The organism is Terriglobales bacterium, assembly GCA_035651995.1.
Lineage (GTDB): Bacteria > Acidobacteriota > Terriglobia > Terriglobales > Acidobacteriaceae > DASRER01.
In genome coordinates this window covers 21,221-39,235 of sequence record DASRER010000038.1, presented here as the reverse complement: position 1 = coordinate 39,235, position 18,015 = coordinate 21,221, and the positions used below count along the sequence as shown (strand labels likewise).

The 18,015-nt window shown below is 65.0% G+C and carries 13 protein-coding genes; all 13 read left to right on the top strand.

What is annotated here, in order from left to right:
* Positions 1 to 6: 6 nt before the first annotated feature.
* Positions 7 to 2,337, top strand: a complete 2,331-nt coding sequence (locus VFA60_12915; GenBank protein ID HZQ92689.1) for a TonB-dependent receptor — start codon at positions 7 to 9, stop codon at positions 2,335 to 2,337.
* Between the two features lie 105 nt (positions 2,338 to 2,442).
* On the top strand, positions 2,443 to 2,919 hold the full coding sequence (locus VFA60_12910; protein ID HZQ92688.1) for a hypothetical protein: 477 nt from the start codon (positions 2,443 to 2,445) through the stop codon (positions 2,917 to 2,919).
* A 108-nt stretch (positions 2,920 to 3,027) separates the two neighbouring features.
* Positions 3,028 to 6,357 (top strand): TonB-dependent receptor, encoded by a 3,330-nt coding sequence (locus VFA60_12905; GenBank protein HZQ92687.1) that lies wholly within the window; start codon positions 3,028 to 3,030, stop codon positions 6,355 to 6,357.
* A gap of 39 nt (positions 6,358 to 6,396) precedes the next feature.
* The gene (gene modA, locus VFA60_12900; GenBank protein HZQ92686.1) at positions 6,397 to 7,203 is read left to right on the top strand and encodes a molybdate ABC transporter substrate-binding protein; all 807 of its coding nucleotides are present in this window, start codon (positions 6,397 to 6,399) and stop codon (positions 7,201 to 7,203) included.
* On the top strand, positions 7,200 to 7,883 hold the full coding sequence (gene modB, locus VFA60_12895; protein HZQ92685.1) for a molybdate ABC transporter permease subunit: 684 nt from the start codon (positions 7,200 to 7,202) through the stop codon (positions 7,881 to 7,883). Before modA ends, modB begins: the two co-directional genes overlap by 4 nt.
* Positions 7,859 to 8,599: an ATP-binding cassette domain-containing protein gene (locus VFA60_12890; GenBank protein HZQ92684.1), complete on the top strand. Its 741-nt coding sequence runs from the start codon at positions 7,859 to 7,861 to the stop codon at positions 8,597 to 8,599. Before modB ends, VFA60_12890 begins: the two co-directional genes overlap by 25 nt.
* 231 nt (positions 8,600 to 8,830) lie before the next feature.
* Positions 8,831 to 9,886, top strand: a complete 1,056-nt coding sequence (gene deoC / locus VFA60_12885) for a deoxyribose-phosphate aldolase (protein ID HZQ92683.1) — start codon at positions 8,831 to 8,833, stop codon at positions 9,884 to 9,886.
* 26 nt (positions 9,887 to 9,912) lie between these two features.
* On the top strand, positions 9,913 to 12,297 hold the full coding sequence (locus tag VFA60_12880; GenBank protein HZQ92682.1) for an aldehyde dehydrogenase family protein: 2,385 nt from the start codon (positions 9,913 to 9,915) through the stop codon (positions 12,295 to 12,297).
* Between the two features lie 74 nt (positions 12,298 to 12,371).
* Entirely contained in the window at positions 12,372 to 13,805 is a 1,434-nt protein-coding gene (gene uxaC, locus VFA60_12875) for a glucuronate isomerase (protein HZQ92681.1), read from the top strand.
* Entirely contained in the window at positions 13,802 to 14,587 is a 786-nt protein-coding gene (locus VFA60_12870) for a DUF3011 domain-containing protein (protein ID HZQ92680.1), read from the top strand. Before uxaC ends, VFA60_12870 begins: the two co-directional genes overlap by 4 nt.
* Positions 14,588 to 14,641: 54 nt before the next feature.
* The gene (locus tag VFA60_12865; GenBank protein HZQ92679.1) at positions 14,642 to 16,297 is read left to right on the top strand and encodes an AsmA family protein; all 1,656 of its coding nucleotides are present in this window, start codon (positions 14,642 to 14,644) and stop codon (positions 16,295 to 16,297) included.
* A 47-nt stretch (positions 16,298 to 16,344) separates the two neighbouring features.
* The gene (locus VFA60_12860; GenBank protein HZQ92678.1) at positions 16,345 to 16,890 is read left to right on the top strand and encodes a BON domain-containing protein; all 546 of its coding nucleotides are present in this window, start codon (positions 16,345 to 16,347) and stop codon (positions 16,888 to 16,890) included.
* Positions 16,891 to 16,951: 61 nt separating this feature from the next.
* Positions 16,952 to 17,911, top strand: a complete 960-nt coding sequence (locus VFA60_12855) for a tetratricopeptide repeat protein (protein HZQ92677.1) — start codon at positions 16,952 to 16,954, stop codon at positions 17,909 to 17,911.
* Positions 17,912 to 18,015: the final 104 nt, after the last annotated feature.

Here is an 18,015-nt window from a genome sequence, read left to right as displayed (position 1 = left end):
GAAATTGTGCGTTTGCTCCCGCCGAGCTCGTCGCCCTCCGGCTACGCGAAGCGAAGCTCCTGGCTGGCGCTGGCGGTCCTGATCGCCGTCAGCCCGGCGGCGCGCGCCGGCGCATCAGCGCCATTCCGTCTGCAGGGCCGCGTAACCGACGGCTCCGGCGCCGCGGTGCGCAATGCGCAGATCGAGCTCGATGTGCCGGGTTTGCCCGCCGTGAGCACCACCAGCGGCAGTGACGGCGGCTTCGAGATTGATGGCGTGGCTGCGCCTTCGGCGGAGCTGATTGTGCGCGCGCCAGGGTTCCGTGAAATGCGGCGGCACTGGGAGGCGTCGAATGCGCGCGTTGAGGTGAAACTGACGCCGGCGGGCGCGCAGCAGGAGATTACCGTTTCCGCCACGCGCGCCGGCATTCCGCTGAGCGATGCGCCGGCGAGCGTGATCATCGTCGCAGGCGACGATCTGCGCACGCGGGCCGCGCCCGCATTGGACGACGCGCTGCGCCTGGTGCCCGGCTTTTCGCTGTTCCGGCGCAGCGGCAGCCGCTTTGCCAATCCCACTACGCTGGGAGCGTCGCTGCGCGGGGTGGGCAGCAGCGGCGCCAGCCGCGCGGTGACGCTGGTGGACGGCGTGCCGCTGAACGATCCGTTCGGCGGCTGGGTGTACTGGGACCGCGTGCCGTTCGAGGACATCGGGCGGGTGGAGGTGGTGCGCGGCGGCGCCTCCGCGCTCTACGGCGCCGACGCGCTGGCGGGAGTGGTGAGCATTGCGCGGCCGCCGGCACGTGAGAATACGTTGTCACTGACGGCCGATTTCGGCTCGCAAAACCAGGCTGAAGTCTCGGCGCGCGCGAGCGGAAAGGCCGGTCCGTGGGCCGGGAGCATCGCCGGCGAAGCGTTCACAACTGACGGCTACGTTGTTGTCGAGCCCGCGAGCCGCGGGCGGGTGGATACGCCCGCCAACTCGCAGCATCGGTCGCTCGAGGTGGGCGCCGAGCGGAGGTTTGGACAGACGGCCAGCATCTTTGCGCGCGGTTCGCTGTTCCGCGATGCACGCCACAACGGCACGCCGCTGCAGGCGAATTCGGCGGGCATCGGAGACTTCGTGGTTGGCGGACAGGCGGACACACCCAGCGCCGGCAGCTTGGCGCTGCGGGTATTCGGAATGGGCGAAAACTTCAGCCAGAGCTTCACGTCGGTGGCCACGGACCGCAACTCGGAGGCGCTCACCCGGACGCAGCAGGCGCCGGCGCAGCAGGCGGGGCTTTCGCTGCAATGGTGGCGCGCGGCCGGACCGCACACGCTGGTGGCAGGCTTTGAGGGACGCGACGTCCGCGGGCACAGCGATGAGCTGGGTTACTCGCCGGCGGGCGTGGCAACGTCGGAGAGCGACGGCGGCGGCCGCCAACGGTACGCCGGGCTTTTTGTCGGCGACCTTTGGCACGCGGCGCCGCGGCTTACGCTGAACCTGAGCAGCCGCTACGACCATTGGAGCAACACTGACGCGCTGCGCCGCGCGCGGCCATTGGCCGGCGCCGGCGCGCGCGCGTTCGCGATCACGCCATTTGCCGATCGCAGCGAAGATGCCTTCAGTCCGCGCGCCGGCCTGGTCTACCGCGTGAACAGCGCCGTGTCGGCGCTGGCGAGCGGATACACCGCCTTTCGCGCGCCGACGTTGAACGAGCTTTACCGCTCATTCCGCGTGGGCAACGTGGTGACCAACGCGAACGAGAACCTGCGCGCGGAGACGCTGACCGGCGGGGAAGGCGGCGTGGCGATCGATGCAGGGGGTCTGACGCTGCGGAGCGTCTTCTTCTGGGCGGAGGTGGACCAGCCGATCGCGAGCGTAACGCTCTCATCGACGCCCGCGCTGATCACGCGGCAGCGGCAGAACCTGGGCAGCACGCGGTCGCGGGGTCTGGACGTGGATGCGCAGGCGACGGTGCTGCGGCGCATCCAGCTCTTCGCCGGTTACGAATACGCGAATGCGGAGGTGGTGAGCTTTGCCGCCGACCGCAGCCTGCAAGGGCTGGACGTTCCGCAGGCGCCGCGACACCAGTTCACGTTTTCGGCGCGCTACTCGGCGCCGCATCGTCCGGCGGCGGCGGTGCAGGGGCGCTGGGCCGGGCGGCAGTTCGACGACGATCGCAATCAGTTTCCTCTGAACAGCTTCTTCACGCTCGATGCGTTCGTCTCCTGTCCGGTGCATCGCAACGCGGAGTTGTTCGCGGCGGTGGAGAACATCTTCGACGCGCGCTATGACGTGGCGCGCACGCCGGTGCGCACCATCGGGCCGCCGGTGATCGCGCGCGGCGGCGTGCGGTTGCGCTTCGGGAACCGGTGATGCGCGGCGCGCATTCACGATTCGTTAATCTCCATTCATAAGTTAGATTCCAGCGATTCAAAAGTTGCGTTTGGCGAATTGCGTGTTGTCCCGCATGATTCGTGGATGAAGACCAAATTCGCCTTCTTTCTGCTTGCTACGATCTGGGCCGGCAGCGCTCTGGGCCAGGTAAGCATCGAAAATCCCGATGGGTTGCCGGTGTCGCGCGAGGAAATGACGCTGGCCTACAAAGTGGGCCGGCAAGCCGTTTTCGACGAGTTATTTCGCGGTGCGCGGCAGGTCGCTGAGCTCCCGATAACGCTGCAGCTTGGCTGCGAAGACGCCGAACGCCACGACGAGTACTACACGGTCAGCGAAAGCAAGCGCGGCAACACCATCGAACAGCAGGCGATGGTGTGCATGCGCGCGTGGGACGTGGAGAAGTTCACCTACGCGGTGATCCGGCTGACGGAGCGGCGGCTGATCGCTCCCGACCGCTATTTGCCGCTGCTGACGAGCGGGCTGCAGCGTATCCGGCAGATGGCGCCGGTCAGCGTTGGCGAGCTTAAGGGCCGCTCGGACGGCCCGCGGCCAGTGCGATGACGATCCAAAACAAAAAATATAAACAAGTATAAACATACACAATTATCGATATTATCCGTATAATTACGCGCGTTCGTGCAGAACGCCTAATTTACGGAAAGCTATCGAATGAAGCCAAAGCTTGTGGTTTGTGCGCTGGTGCTCGTGTTCAGCCGGGCGATCGTCGGCCAGTCCACCGGCGCCGACCTCACGGGACGCATCACCGACCCGGACGGAGCCGTGATCGGGGACGCGAGCATCACGGCGACGGAGCTCTCGACCGGCACGGCGAGGCGGGCGCAGGCATCGGGCCAGGGCGCCTTCGCTTTTACGAACGTGAAACCGGGAGAGTATCGCGTGGTGGTGGAAGCACCCGGTTTTGCGCCCGCGCACTACGAAGGCATCGTGCTCAATACCGGGGCGCGGCTCCACCTGGACGTACGGCTTGCCGTGGGACGCGCCAAGACCACGCTCAACGTTGCGGCCGAGGCAGGTTTGTTGCAGACCGAGTCCGCAGACCTGCAGCACACGGTCTCGCACGATCGAATCGTGGGACTCCCGTTGAATGGCCGGACGTTCGTTCAACTCGCGACCCTGGCGCCGGGCGTCGCGCTGCCGCCCGGCACACTGTTGCCGCGCATCAACGGCGGCCGTCCGCGAACGAATGAATACCTCTTCGACGGCATCAGCGCCCTGCAGCCGGAACCCGGGCAGGTTGCGTTTTTTCCGGTGATTGACGCGATCCAGGAGTTCAACGTTCAGAGCAGCGGTGTGTCGGCGGAGTTTGGCCGGTTCAATGGCGGCGTAGTCAACCTGACGACGCGCAGCGGCAGCAACGCCTTCCACGGAACGGTGTTTGAGTTCGTTCGCAACGAGGCGCTGAACGCACGCAACTACTTTGCACCCGCCGGCGCCGACAAACCGGTGTTTCGACGGAACCAGTATGGCGCCGCCATCGGCGGACCGATCGTCCGAGGGCGCACATTCTTCTTCGCTGACTATCAGGGGACACGCCAGGCCGTCGGGACGGTGCGGATTTCAACCGTACCGACCCTTCTGCAACGGCAAGGCATCTTTACGGAGGCGATCAGCGGCAAGGTTCCGGCAATTTTCGACCCGGCTACTACCAAGCAGGTTGGGACCACGTTTACCAGAACTGCATTTGCCAACAACACGATCCCCAGCAACCGCATTGACCCGGTCGCCGCCGCCCTGCTGAACCGTTTTCCGTTGCCCACGCAGGCGGGAACGGCAAACAACTTCACACGGGTCGGCAACGATGACGATCATCAGCACCAGTTCGACGTCCGTTTCGACCATGTAATCGGCGACTCCCACCAGCTTTTTGGCCGCTACTCGTATTTCCACGACATCGAGCAGCCGGTCGCTCCGCTTCCCGATGGCAGCGGCAACATTACAAGCGGCGCCATTGCGCTCACCGAGAACGGCGGGCAGCAGTTCGTGGCGGGCTACAACCATGCCTTCGGGCGCGCATTGCTGATCGAGCTCCGCTTCGGATATACGCGGCGCACGAACCGCACACGCGGCGCAACGCTGGACGCCCCGGCAGCCCAGAGCCTGAAGCTGCCCGGCCTTCCCAGCGTCGCGGCCTTTGCCAATGCGTTGCCCGTATTTTCAATTGGCGGCGTGCAGCAGATCGGGTCACCGGCAAACGCGTTCGCCGATTTCAAGACCGACGTCACAGAAATTGTGGACACCGCCACGAAGCAGCTCGGCGCGCATACGCTTCGATTTGGACTGGACTTCCGCTGGGAGCGGCTCGACGTCCTGCAACCGCCGAACCCTACGGGTGTCTTCACCTTCTCGCAGCTGTTCACCGATCAGCCGGGCGTGAGCGGCACGGGCAATGCTCTGGCCAGCTTTCTGTTGGGACAGGTGCAGCAGTTCGCCATTGATCTGCAGGGCAAGGTCATCCGCCCGCGCGCGCACATTCAGGAATACTTCATGCAGGACAACTGGAAAGCAACGCCACGCCTCACGCTTAACGCCGGTTTGCGCTACACGCTGAACTTTCCCTCCACGGAAGCGGACGATCAAGGCGCCGTGTTTAATTTTCGAACGCAGAAACTGGACTATTTGGGCAAGAACGGATTCTCACGTTCGGCGCGCGAGCTGCACTGGGGCAACGTCGGCCCGAGGTTCGGCCTGGCGTACATGCTGACCGACAAGACGGTCGTGCGTTCGGGATACGGGCTGGTCTGGATCGAGCAGACGGGCATCACGACACCGTTCACGACCCCCCAGTTCCCCTTTCTGCAAACCACGTCGCAGCGCACGCTGGATAACATCGTGCCAGCGTTCGTGCTAAGTGCCGGGCCAACGGTCACGCCCTTGCCGCTCACGCCCGATGCCGGGCTGGGGCAGGGCGTTTTCGGGGTAAATCGGGAACTCGGCTCAGGATACGCGCAACAATGGAATGCCGCGGTCGAGCGCGAGCTGTGGCGTGGCAGCTCGCTGCAGGTTGCGTATAGCGGTTCGCATATCACCCACGTCGGCGTGCCCGACGTGAACATCAACCAGCTCACGCCGCAACAACTGGCCCAGGGCAACTCTCTGCTGACGCGGGTGGCGAATCCTTTCTTTGGCGTTGTGCCCCGCTCGTCATCCATTGGCGATCCGACGATCCCGCAGGGGCAGCTCCTCAAGCCGTTCCCGGCGTTCACGACGGTCGCGCTGTACCGTAACAACACCGGCAGCACCGTCTATCACGCCGGCGAGCTGCGTTTTCAGCAACGAATGGCGCATGGTGTGTCCTTTTTGGTTAGCTACACCCACTCGAAGCTGATTGATACCGCCTCGTCGGTGTTCAACGCTTCGGTGCTGACCGGCCCGGTCGCCAACTTCCCGGTCGCCGACAGCTTTGACTCCCGGCGCGAGCGCGATTCCTCGACCGGCGACATGCCCAACGTGACGGTCGCGAGCTACACATGGGACGCGCCGATCGGGAAAGGACACCGTGTCGCCCCGGCCGGTATCGCCGGCGCCTTGCTCCAGGGCTGGCAGCTGAGCGGAATCGTGACATGGCAGTCGGGCATGCCGGTGGCTGTCACGCAAGCCACAAACTTCAACGCCTTCGCCGGTTACGGGGTGCAGCGTCCCAACGTGGTCGCGACGCCGAACCTTCCTCCTGGCCAGCGCGGCACAGGACGGTGGTTCAATACCGCTGCTTTTGTGGCTGCGCCGCAATTCACTCTCGGCAACAGCTCGCGGAATCCCATACGCGGGCCCGCGTATCGCAACGGGGACATTGCCTTGATCAAGCACTCCCGGATCAAGGAAACTGCCGACCTGGAGTTTCGCGCAGAGGTGTTCAACTTGACCAATACCCCCGCTTTCGCGCAGCCCAATGGCGTGCTGGGCAGCGCGGCCTTCGGAACAATCGTTGCGACGGTGAACGATCCCCGCGTGATTCAGTTCGGAATCAAACTCAATTACTGACATGGGATTGAACGACAACGACGCTGACCGGAGATGATCATGTTCCAACGGCTGACGCGCTATTGCACGCTGCTACTTGTCCTGACGTTCGCCGTGTGCTGCCGCGCGGCAGACGTTTTCGTCGCCGCGGCCGCTGATCTGGCGGGTGCGTTCAAGCAGGTCGCCGCCCGTTACGAGGCGCGCACCGGCAATCGTGTGGTGCTGTCGCTGGGTTCATCGGGAAACCTTTTCGCCCAGATACAGAACGGCGCGCCCTACGACCTGTTTTTCTCCGCCGACGTCGATTACGCGCAGAAGCTGGTCGAGTCGGGCGCCGCCGAGCCGGGCAGCTTGTATCGCTATGCCACGGGCCGCATTGTTGTGTGGGCGCCGAAGGGTTCGCCGGTTGACCCGGCCAAGGGTCTGGGGGCCCTCACCGCGCCGGGCGTGCGCCGGATTGCGATCGCGAATCCCGCGCATGCGCCGTATGGACGCGCGGCGATGGCGGCGCTGGAACGCGCGGGAATCAAGGACGAGGTTGCGGGCAAGATCGTGCTGGGCGAAAACGTGGCGCAGGCGGCGCAGTTCGCTGAAACGGGCAATGCCGACGCCGGCATCATCGCGCTGTCGCTCGCGCTTGCGCCGGCGATGAAGCAGAAGGGAAGCTACGCACTTGTTCCGCAGGAACTGCACCCGCCGATCGAGCAGGCCGCGGTCATTCTGAAGGGCTCGCGGCAGAAGGAAGCGGCGCGATCGCTGATTGGTTTGCTGCAGACGCCGGAGATTCGGGAGCTGATGTCGCAGTACGGCTTGCAAACATCCGACACAAGCTCCACAACGGCGCCGCCAGCGAGGCCGGCAAAATGAACTGGCCGGCGATCTTCCTCAGCCTGCGCCTGGCGCTTACGACGACGGCGGTCCTGTTCGTGCTCGCGCTGCCGCTGGCGTGGTGGATCGCATTTTCGCGCCGCCGGTGGATGTTTTTGGTGGAAGCGGTGGTCGCGCTGCCGCTGGTGCTGCCGCCGACCGTGCTCGGTTTCTATGTGCTGGCGGGGCTGGGCGCACGCAGCCCGCTGGGACGCGCCTATGCAGGCCTGTTCGGCAGCCCGCTGCCGTTTACGTTCGCGGGGCTGGTGGTCGCATCGGTGCTCTACAGTCTGCCGTTTGGCGTGCAGCCGCTGGTGGCGTCGTTTCGATTGGTAGACAAGCGATATCTGCAGGCGTCGGAGATGCTGGGCAGTTCGCGGCTGCGCACGTTCCTGACCGTGACGCTGCCGCTTTCGCGCGCCGGCCTGATCACCAGCCTGGTGCTGGCGTTCGCGCACACGCTGGGCGAGTTCGGCGTGGTGCTGATGGTGGGCGGCAACATTCCCGGCGTGACGCAAACCGTCTCCATCGCGATTTATGACGAAGCGCAAACACTGAACTACGCCGCCGCGGGGCGCACGTCGCTCGCGCTGCTGGTGTTTTCGTTCGCGGTATTGGCCGCGGTGTATGGAGCGGCGCGCGCCAGCTGGAGCCTGTGGCGTCCGCAGGCGGGCCGGTGAGGCCGCCGGCCAACGCGGCCCCGGCGCTCGACGTCCGTTTGCGCAAGCGGCTCTCGGCCGAATTCACGCTCGAGGTTGCATTTCACGCCGGGCCGGGCGTGACCATCCTCTTCGGTCCCTCGGGATGCGGGAAAACTACACTGCTGAACTGCATTGCCGGTCTGCTGACGCCGGATGAAGGCCGGGTAGCGATGGGCGACGAGCAGCTCTACGATTCCGGCGCGGCCGTTGACGTTCCTTCGCGCGCGCGGCGCGTGGGCTACGTCTTCCAGGAGCTGGCGCTGTTCCCGCACATGACGGCGACGCAGAACGTGCGCTTCGGGCTTTTCGCCAAGCCGGCGAGCGAGCAGGGGAGACGAGCGCACGAGATGCTGGAGGCGTTTGACGCGGCAGGAGTCGCGCGGCGGAGGGCCGATGGCCTCTCCGGCGGCGAAAAGCAGCGGGTGGCGCTGGCGCGCACCCTGGCACCGCGTCCGCAACTGGTGCTGCTTGACGAGCCGTTGTCGGCGCTGGACCTGGCGACACGAACGGCGATCGTGGGCGATCTGAAGCGACGCCCGGAGGTGCAGAGCGTCCCCACGCTGTACGTCACACACTCCTACGATGAGGCCATGGCGCTGGGCCACACGCTGATTGCTATGTCGGCGGGCAAGATCGTTGAGGTCACGACCCCCGAGCGGTTTTTCAATTCGGAAGGGTTTCGCCATCTGCTGTAGCCGCCGCTGGTAACTCGCTGCAGCGCAAGAAATTGCATCGACGAGAGACTTTTGCGAATCTCCTTCGCAAGGGCACCAGGATTGGCGAGCCGCCGCTCGGCGGCGGCCCCTCTCAGGCGGCGCAGATTGCGCTGGCTCCCCGGGAATATTGGATACAATGGCAGCTCTCAAACGCCTGAGACGAAGCATTACGCTTTGAAACGGTTCAGTGCGGCGCCACGGGAGCTGAGTATGGCCGTGAAGTTGGTCAAGAAGGACAGTGTGGCGGCTGTGACGGTTCGCGCCAGCGAAGCCCTGAACTCGACTGAGCAGGCGATTGCCACCCTCGGCGGCCGCGATCTGGTCGCCAACCGCGGCATTCCGCTGAACATTGACTGGGTGGAAGAGGTTCGGGTGAACACCAGCGCGGTGGAGCGCCGCGCGCAGTCGCTGGTGGCGCGTCGCACGGTGAAGAAGGAATGGCAGGCGGCGTGGCTGCTGCGCGCCATCTCGTGCATGGACCTGACCACGCTTTCGGGCGACGACACGCATGAGCGTGTCCGGCGGCTGTGCGCCAAGGCGCGGCAGCCGATCCAGCAGCCGCTGGCGCAGAAGCTGGGCGTGGAAGAACTGGGAATCAAGGTCGCGGCGGTGTGCGTGTATCACACGTTCATCGAGACGGCGCTGCAGGCGCTGGAAGGCAGCGGCATTCACGTAGCGGCGGTCTCCACCGGTTTTCCGGCGGGACTCTCGCCGCTGGCGGAGCGCGTGGCGGAGATTCGCCGCTCGGTCGAAGCGGGCGCGCACGAGATTGACGTGGTCATCACGCGCGCGCACGTGTTCGGCGGGCAGTGGCAGGCGCTGTACGACGAAGTCGCGACCTTCAAGGAAGCCTGCGGACGCGCGCACCTGAAAGTGATTCTCGGGACGGGCGACCTGCTGACGCTGCGCAACGTTGCCAGAGCCAGCTACGTGGCGATGATGGCCGGCGCCGACTTCATCAAGACGTCGACCGGAAAAGAGGCGACCAACGCCACGCTTCCCGCCGGGCTGGTGATGACGCGCGCCATCCGCGAGTACGCGCACCAAACCGGCATGGCGGTGGGTTTCAAGCCGGCGGGCGGCATCCGGACGGCGAAGCAGTCGCTGGAGTGGCTGTCGCTGATGCGCGAAGAGCTGGGCGTGCCGTGGATGCAGGCGAGCCTGTTCCGCTTCGGCGCCAGCGGCATGCTGGCCGACATCGAGCGGCAGCTGGAATACTTCGCCACCGGCCGATACTCGGCCGAGCACCGTCATCCGATTGCTTAATACGGCAAGCTGAACAAAAAGGGCCCATGAGCATCGTCGAAAAATTCGTCAGCATGGAATACGGCCCCGCGCCGGAAGATCCAAAAGAGGCGCTAGCGTGGCTGGACGGCCACAAGCGCCGTTTCGGTCACTTCGTGAACGGCGCGTGGCTTGCGCCCTCGGCCGGCGAATACTTCGATAGCAACGATCCTTCCACCGGCGAGCGGCTCGCGCAGGTGGCGCAGGGCTCGCTTGCTGATGTGAACGCCGCCGTTGAAGCGGCGCGGAAAGCGTTGCCGGCGTGGCAGGCGCTCACGCCACATGCGCGCGCGCGCTATCTGTACGCGCTTGCACGACAGGTGCAGAAGCACTCGCGGCGGCTGGCCGTGATCGAGACGATGGACAACGGCAAGCCCATCCGCGAGAGCCGTGACATTGATATTCCGCTGGTCGCGCGGCACTTCTACCACCACGCCGGATGGGCGCAACTGCTCGAGCAGGAATTTCCCGGCTATACCGCCTGCGGCGTCGTGGGGCAGGTGATCCCGTGGAATTTCCCGCTGCTGATGCTGGCGTGGAAGATCGCGCCGGCGCTGGCGACGGGCAACACCGTTGTCCTGAAGCCCGCCGAATTCACCCCGCTGAGCGCGCTGGCGTTCGCCGAGTTGTGCGCCGAAGCCGGGCTGCCGCCGGGCGTGGTCAACATCGTGACCGGCGACGGGCGCACGGGCGAAGCGCTAGTGAAGCACGACGACGTGGACAAGATCGCTTTTACCGGTTCGACCGAGGTCGGGCGCATCATCCGCAAAGCGACCGCCGCGAGCCACAAGAAGATTTCGCTCGAACTCGGCGGCAAGTCGCCGTTCATCATTTTCGAGGACGCCGACCTGGACAGCGCCGTGGAAGGCCTGGTGGACGGAATCTGGTTCAACCAGGGGCAGGTCTGCTGCGCCGGGTCGCGGCTGCTGATGCAGGAGAGCATCGCCGAGCCGCTGATCGGGAAAATTCGCGAGCGCATGGAGTCGCTGCGCATGGGGCCGCCGCTCGACAAGGCGATCGACATCGGCGCCATCGTTGCGCCGGTGCAACTGGAGCGCATCAAGCGGCTGGTGGAGCAGGGTGTTTCGGAGGGCGCGAGTTGCTGGCAGCCCTCGACGCCGGTGCCGGCGCGCGGTCTCTATTTCCCGCCCACGCTCCTTATTAATGTGCATCCGGCCTCGACCGTGGCGCAGGAGGAGATCTTCGGACCGGTGCTGGCGGCGATGAGCTTCCGCACGCCGCGCGAGGCCGTTGAACTAGCCAACAACACGACGTATGGCCTGGCGGCGAGCGTGTGGAGCGAGAGCATCAACGTGGCGCTGCACGTGGCGGCGCAACTGAAGGCGGGCGTGGTTTGGGTGAACAGCACGAACCTGTTCGACGCGGCCTGCGGCTTTGGCGGATATCGCGAGAGCGGCTACGGACGCGAAGGCGGACGCGAGGGCCTGCTGGAGTATCTGGAGCCGGCATGGTTCAAGAGCGCGCCGCAGCTTCGCGCGGCGACGGCGTCGGTCGGCGCCGACGAAAACGACGACGGCGATTCCGGCATGCCCGCGATTGACCGCACGGTAAAGCTCTACATCGGCGGGAAGCAGGCGCGTCCCGATTCCGGATACAGCCTGCCGGTGCACGCCGCCGATGGCGCGCTGCTCGGCGAAATCCCGCTGGGGAACCGCAAAGACATTCGCAATGCCGTGGAGGCCGCACACAAAGCAGAAGGCTGGGGCAAGGCCACGGCGCATAATCGCGCGCAGGTGCTGTTCTACATCGCGGAAAATCTTTCCCAGCGCGGCACGCAGGCGGCCGCGGGGCTGTCGCGCGTGGTCGGCGAGCAGCAGGCGGCGGCCGAGGTGCAGGCGAGCATCGAGCGCATCTTCTCGTATGCGGCGTGGGCGGACAAGTACGACGGCGCGGTGCACAACCCGCCGTTCCGCAACGTCGCGCTGGCGATGAACGAGCCGATCGGGACGGTGGGCATCGTTTGTCCGCGGGAAGCGCCGTTGCTGGGATTCGTATCGGTTGTCATGCCGGCGATCGCGGCAGGGAACACGGTGGTCGCGATTCCTTCCGAGCTTTATCCGCTCATTGTCGGCGACCTCTACCAGGTGCTCGACACGAGCGACCTGCCGGGCGGCGTGGTCAACATTGTGACCGGGCGCGCGATGGAACTCATGAAGGTGCTGGCTGAGCACGATGACGTGGACGCCATCTGGTCGTTTGCCGATGCCGCCGCGGCGGAGGCGGCGAAGTCGCTCTCGACCGGGAACCTGAAGCAGGTGTGGACGAACGAAGGCCGCTCCATCGACTGGTTTGACGCGCGCCAGGCGGAGGGCCGCTGGTTTTTGCATCACGCCACACAGGTCAAGAACATCTGGGTGCCCTACGGGGAGTAGCGCAGTAGGGCGGCTGTGCCGCCGGCGGTTGCCGGCGAAACCTTGAGTGCAGTCGACAACGCATTGCGCAACTCATGAACTTCATACACGACGATTTCCTGCTTCAGAACCATGCTGCGAAGCGGCTCTATGAGGAGTACGCCGCCGGCCAGCCGATCCTCGACTACCACTGCCATCTTCCGGCGCGCGAGATCGCCGAGAACCGGCGCTTCAAGAACCTGTTTGAAGCGTGGCTGGAGGGCGACCACTACAAGTGGCGCGCGATGCGGGCCGACGGCGTCGCCGAGAAGTACTGCACCGGCGATGCCGGCGACTACGAGAAGTTCCTGGCCTGGGCGCGGGTGGTGCCGCGCACGCTGCGCAACCCGCTCTATCACTGGACGCACCTGGAGCTGAAGCGCTACTTCGGCATTGACGATCTTCTCGACGAGAAAACCGCGCCGTCGATTTGGAAGCGCGCCAACGAGCAGCTAGCCTCCGATGGACTTACCGCGCACGGCATCCTGGCGAAGTTCAGCGTGCGCGCCGTGTGCACGACCGACGATCCGGCCGACAGCCTGGAGCACCACCAGCGGATTGCCGCGTCGAACCTGGCGACGCGAGTGTATCCGACCTTTCGTCCGGATGCGGTGCTGAATGTTCACCTGCCGGTGGACTGGAATTTCTGGATCGACAAGATCGGCGCGACCGCCAACGTGGAGATCCGCAAGCTCGCTGACCTGCTCACCTCGATTCGCAAGCGTCACGACGAATTCCATGCGCTCGGTTGCCGGCTCTCGGACCACGGCCTGGACCATTGCTACGCCGACCTGTGCAGCGAGCGGGAAGCGGCGGCGATCTTCGATACTGCCCGTTCGGGCCGCGCGGTGACGCCGGAGGAGCGCAGCCGCTTTGCCGGCTTCATGATGCTGTACTTCGGGCGGCTCGACGCCGAAAAAGGCTGGACCAAGCAGATGCACCTGGGGGCGCGGCGCAACGCCAATTCGCGCATGCGCCAGCAGGTGGGACGCGACGCGGGCTATGATTGCGTGGGCGACTGGCCGCAGGGGGAGGCGCTGGTCAGTTACCTGGACCGGCTCGACCAGGAAAACGCGCTGCCCAAGATGGTGATCTACAACCTGAACCCGCGCGACAACTACCTGTTCGCGACCATCGCGGGCAGCTTCTCGGACGGCAGCACCGCCGGCAAGATCCAGTTCGGCAGTGGATGGTGGTTCCTCGATCAGAAGGAAGCGATTGAGTGGCAGATCAACGCGCTCTCCAACACCGGGCTGCTCTCGCGCTTCATCGGCATGGTGACCGATTCGCGCTCGTTCCTGTCATACCCGCGGCACGAGTATTTCCGCCGCGTGCTGTGCAACATGCTGGGCGCCGACATCGAAGCCGGGCTCCTGCCGGCAGACGAATCTCTGGCCGGCCGGCTGATCGAAGACGTGTGCTTCGGCAATGCCGCGGCTTTCCTGGGCCTGGGTTGCGTGACCTCAGAAAAAGCAGGAGGGCGTGCATGAAACTCCGGATGGCGGTCTTTGCATTGACGCTGCTGGGCGTCGTTGTGCTTGTATCGCGCGCCGCTTCGGCGCAGTTCGGACGCCAGCCGAGCGCCAACTCCTACCCGGTGACGTGTGAGTCCAATGACGAGCACTACCGCACCTGCCCGACGCAGGGCGCCGTGGCTCGCGTGGAATTGCAGCGGCAGATGAGCGGGTCGCCCTGCACGTTCAACCGGAGCTGGGGATTCAGCAGCAGCGGCATCTGGGTGGACCGCGGCTGCCGCGCCGTGTTCACGGTGTATCCGTACGAGACCGGGTTCCGCGTACCGGTCCTGGGCGGCGTGTGGGGCCACAACCGCACGCTGATCAAGTGCGAGTCGAACGACGAGCATCGCCGGTCGTGTCCGGTGAACGATCGCGTGTCGAGCGTCGAGGTCTATCGCCAGATCAGCGGCTCGCCGTGCACGCTGAATCGCAGCTTCGGCTGGAGCGAGCGCGAGGTGTGGGTTGATCGCGGCTGCCGCGCCGAATTCACCGTGTACACCGGCAGCGGAATCCTCAATGCCGGCCAGGGCGGGGGCGGTTTTGGGCGCAACCAGCAGACGGCCAACATCAAGTGCGAGTCCGACGACGAGGACTACCGCTTCTGCCCGATCGCGAACGTCCGCAGCGCGCGCCTGGTGCGGCAGATCAGCGGGTCGCCCTGTACGGAGACGCAGAGCTGGGGCTGGCGCAACGACGGCATCTGGGTGGACCGCGGCTGCCGCGCCGAATTCGAAGTGCGCGTCCGAGGGCGCTGATCCGCCGCTGGCCGGCTGATCGCAGACGGCGCTCCGACCGGGGGGAGGGACGCGGTGAAACGCAGCCTGATCATCGTTGGCGTGGTGCTGCTTGCAGCGCTCACAGCAGTCGCTTGCATTTCGTTTTTCTTCGACGCAAACGTAGTGCGGCCGCAGGTTGAGTCACGCCTGCAATCGGCGCTGGGCCGCAGCGTGCACGTGGGCAGCCTGAGCCTTTCCCTGCTTTCGGGCGGCCTGAGCGCCAGCGATATCACGATCGCCGACGATCCCGCCTTCAGCCGCGGCCCGTTCGTTCGGGCGAGGCAGGTCAATGTGGGCGTCGAGCTGTGGCCGCTCATCACGCGCCGCGAAGCCAACATCAGCTCGCTCACGCTGGTGAACCCTGAGGTCACGCTGCTGCAAGCGGGCGACGGACGCTGGAATTTTTCTACCCTCGGCAGCAACGCGAAAAAAGGCGGAGGCAGCGCGGCGCCGGGCTCGGCGCGAATTTCATCGCTCAAGGTGGAGGATGGACGCGTGTCGGTTGGCCGGGCAGGCGGCAAGTTGAGCGCCTATACGAACGTCAATGTGAAGGCAAGCAACATCGGCCCCGACTCGCAGTTTCCCTTCAGCATGAGCCTCACCACTCCGGGAGGCGGGAAGGCGACGATCGAAGGGCATGCCGGTCCGGTGAACGCCACCGATAGCGCGCTGACGCCACTGAACGCCGAAATCAAGATCTCCTCGCTCGACCTCGGCTCGACCGGCCTGCTGGGGCCGGAATCGGCCGTCTCGGGCGTGATGGACTACACAGGAACGCTCGCTTCCAGCGACGGCACTGCCCGGTCCGAGGGCACGATCAGGGCGCAGAGACTGCGGCTCACCAAGGCGGGTTCACCGGCTTCGGCGCCCATCACGATTGATTACGCCGCTACGCACAACCTGCAGCGCTCCACCGGGACGCTTTCCAGGGGCAACATACATATCGGAAAGAGCATCTCTCACCTGACGGGAAACTACGACTTGCGCAATGAACCTGCGGTTGTCCACATGGTGATGACAGGGCAAGACCTGCCCGTGCCGGACCTGGTGGGAGTGTTGCCGGCGTTCGGGGTCACGCTGCCCTCGGGTGCGTCGTTGCAGGGCGGCACGGCGACCGCCAATCTGAGATTCGATGGCGCCGTGGATCGGATGCTGACCTCGGGCGCGGTGCAAATCGCCAACACGAAGGTGACGAACTTCAGCATGGCGAAGGAGCTGGCGCTGGTGGCGGCGCTCGCCGGCATTCAGAAGACGGCGGACACGACGATCCAGATGATGAGTTCGGACTTGCAGATCAGCCCGGGCGGCACGCAGGCGCAGAACCTGAACATCGTGATTCCCGAGCTTGGCGCCGTGACCGGCTCGGGCGTGATTGCCAGCAACAACACGCTCGACTTCCGCATGGTGGCCAAGCTCAACACGGCGGCGGGCAGCGTTGCCGGCGGGCTGGCAAACCTGGCCGGCCTGGCGGGCAAGGGAAGCAATACGCTGCCGTTTCGCATTCAGGGAACCACGGCCCGGCCGATCTTCGTTCCCGATGTCGCCGGCATGGTGAAGGGCGGCGGCCTGCTGCAACCGCTGGGCAGCGGGGGCACGCAGAGCGGGCAAACCAGCAACCGGAGTCCTAACCAGCAAAACTCCGTTGGCGATTTGATCCACGGTCTCCTCGGCAACAAGAAGAAAAAATGAAGGTCTTTGTACCGCCAACGCGCGTGGCGTTGAAAGGGAGAGATGCAATGAAACGACTTCGCACCATTTTCCTTGGCCTGTTTTGTCTATCGGTCGCGGTGACGGCTGCCGCACATCGGCAGGCTTCCGCGCGTGACGTGGAGCGCATCAAGCGCGAGGTCATGCACGAAGTCCTGATGCTGCCGTACTACGACGTTTTCGATGCGATCGGATACAAGGTTGACGGCAACACGGTGACGCTGACCGGCGCGGTCACGCGGCCCACACTCAAAACCGACACCGAAAACGCGGTGAAGAAGATTGAAGGCGTGGAGAAGGTGATCAACAACATCGAGGTGCTGCCGCCGTCGCCCAACGACGATCGCCTGCGCCTGCAGCTCTATCGCGCCATCTACGGATACCCGGCGCTGGAGAAGTACGCGCTGTTGTCCATCAAGCCGATTCGCATCATCGTGAAGAACGGGCGCGTTTCGCTGGAGGGCACGGTCAACAGCGAAGGCGATAAGACGCTGGCCGGCATGCAGGCCAACAGCGTGCCGGGAATCTTCGCGGTGCAGAACAACCTGGCGGTCGCCTCGGGCAAGCAAGCGTGAGCTGAGGACAAAGCCGGTTGCAGTGTGCGCGCGGTATTGTCTGTGCCATAATTCTGCGGTCATGAAGAGTTCAACATTCGCAGTTCTGTTGTCGTTCGCCCTGTGCCTGTTCGTGGGCGCCATCGCGGGGCAGGCGCAGGCGCCCGCGGTTCCCACGCCTGCCGATGCGGCCATGGAAATGGTTAAACAAGGCCGCCAGCTGAATAGCCAGGGCAAGCAGGACGAGGCGCTGGCGCTTTACCAGCAGGCGCTCAAGGCTTCGCCCGATCTGTTTGAGGCGCACCTTGGTGCCGGCGTGGCGCTCGACCTGAAGGGGCAGTATGCCGAGGCGCGTTATCACCTGAATCGCGCGCTCGAGGCCGCCAAGCCGGAGCAGAAGAACAGCGCGATGCGGACGCTGGCCATGTCGTATGCCTTTGAGGGCAAGGCCGGCGAGGCCGCAAAGTACGAGCGCCCGCTGTACGACGAGGCGGTTGCCAAATCGGACTTCCCCACGGCCGCCGAAATCGCCAACGAGCAGGCGCGGCTTTTCATCGAGGCCGGCGATCTGGATAACGCGCAGAAGTGGTACCAGATGGGCCACGAAACCGCGCTGCGCAAAGCCGACCTGAAACCGGAAGAGCGCGATCTTTGGGACTTCCGCTGGGAGAACGCGCAAGCGCGGATCGCGGCGCGCCGCGGAAATCGCGCCGAAGCCGGGAGACACGTGGCCGCCGCCAAGGCGATCATGGACAAGGGAACGATCACGCGCGGAGGCAACACGGACCAGACGCGTTTCTGGCCGTATCTGACCGGTTATGTCGCCTATCACACCGGGGACTACAAGACGGCGATCGGCGAACTCCAGAAGGCCGACCAGCGCGATCCGTTCATCATGCTGCTGCTGGCGCAGTCGTACGAAAAGACGGGCGACGCGGCCAAGGCGAAGGAGCTTTACCAGCAGATCATGACCGTGAACAGCCACAACCCAACCAACGCGTTTGCGCGGCCGGTGGCGCGCAAGAAGCTGGGCACTTCGTAGAAATGATCGGGGCCGTGCCGGTGTGTGACGCCGGGCGCGGCCCTTCGTGTCTTCGCCCGAACGAATGGAATGGATTTTTTACCGCCATCGGTGACACACTTACA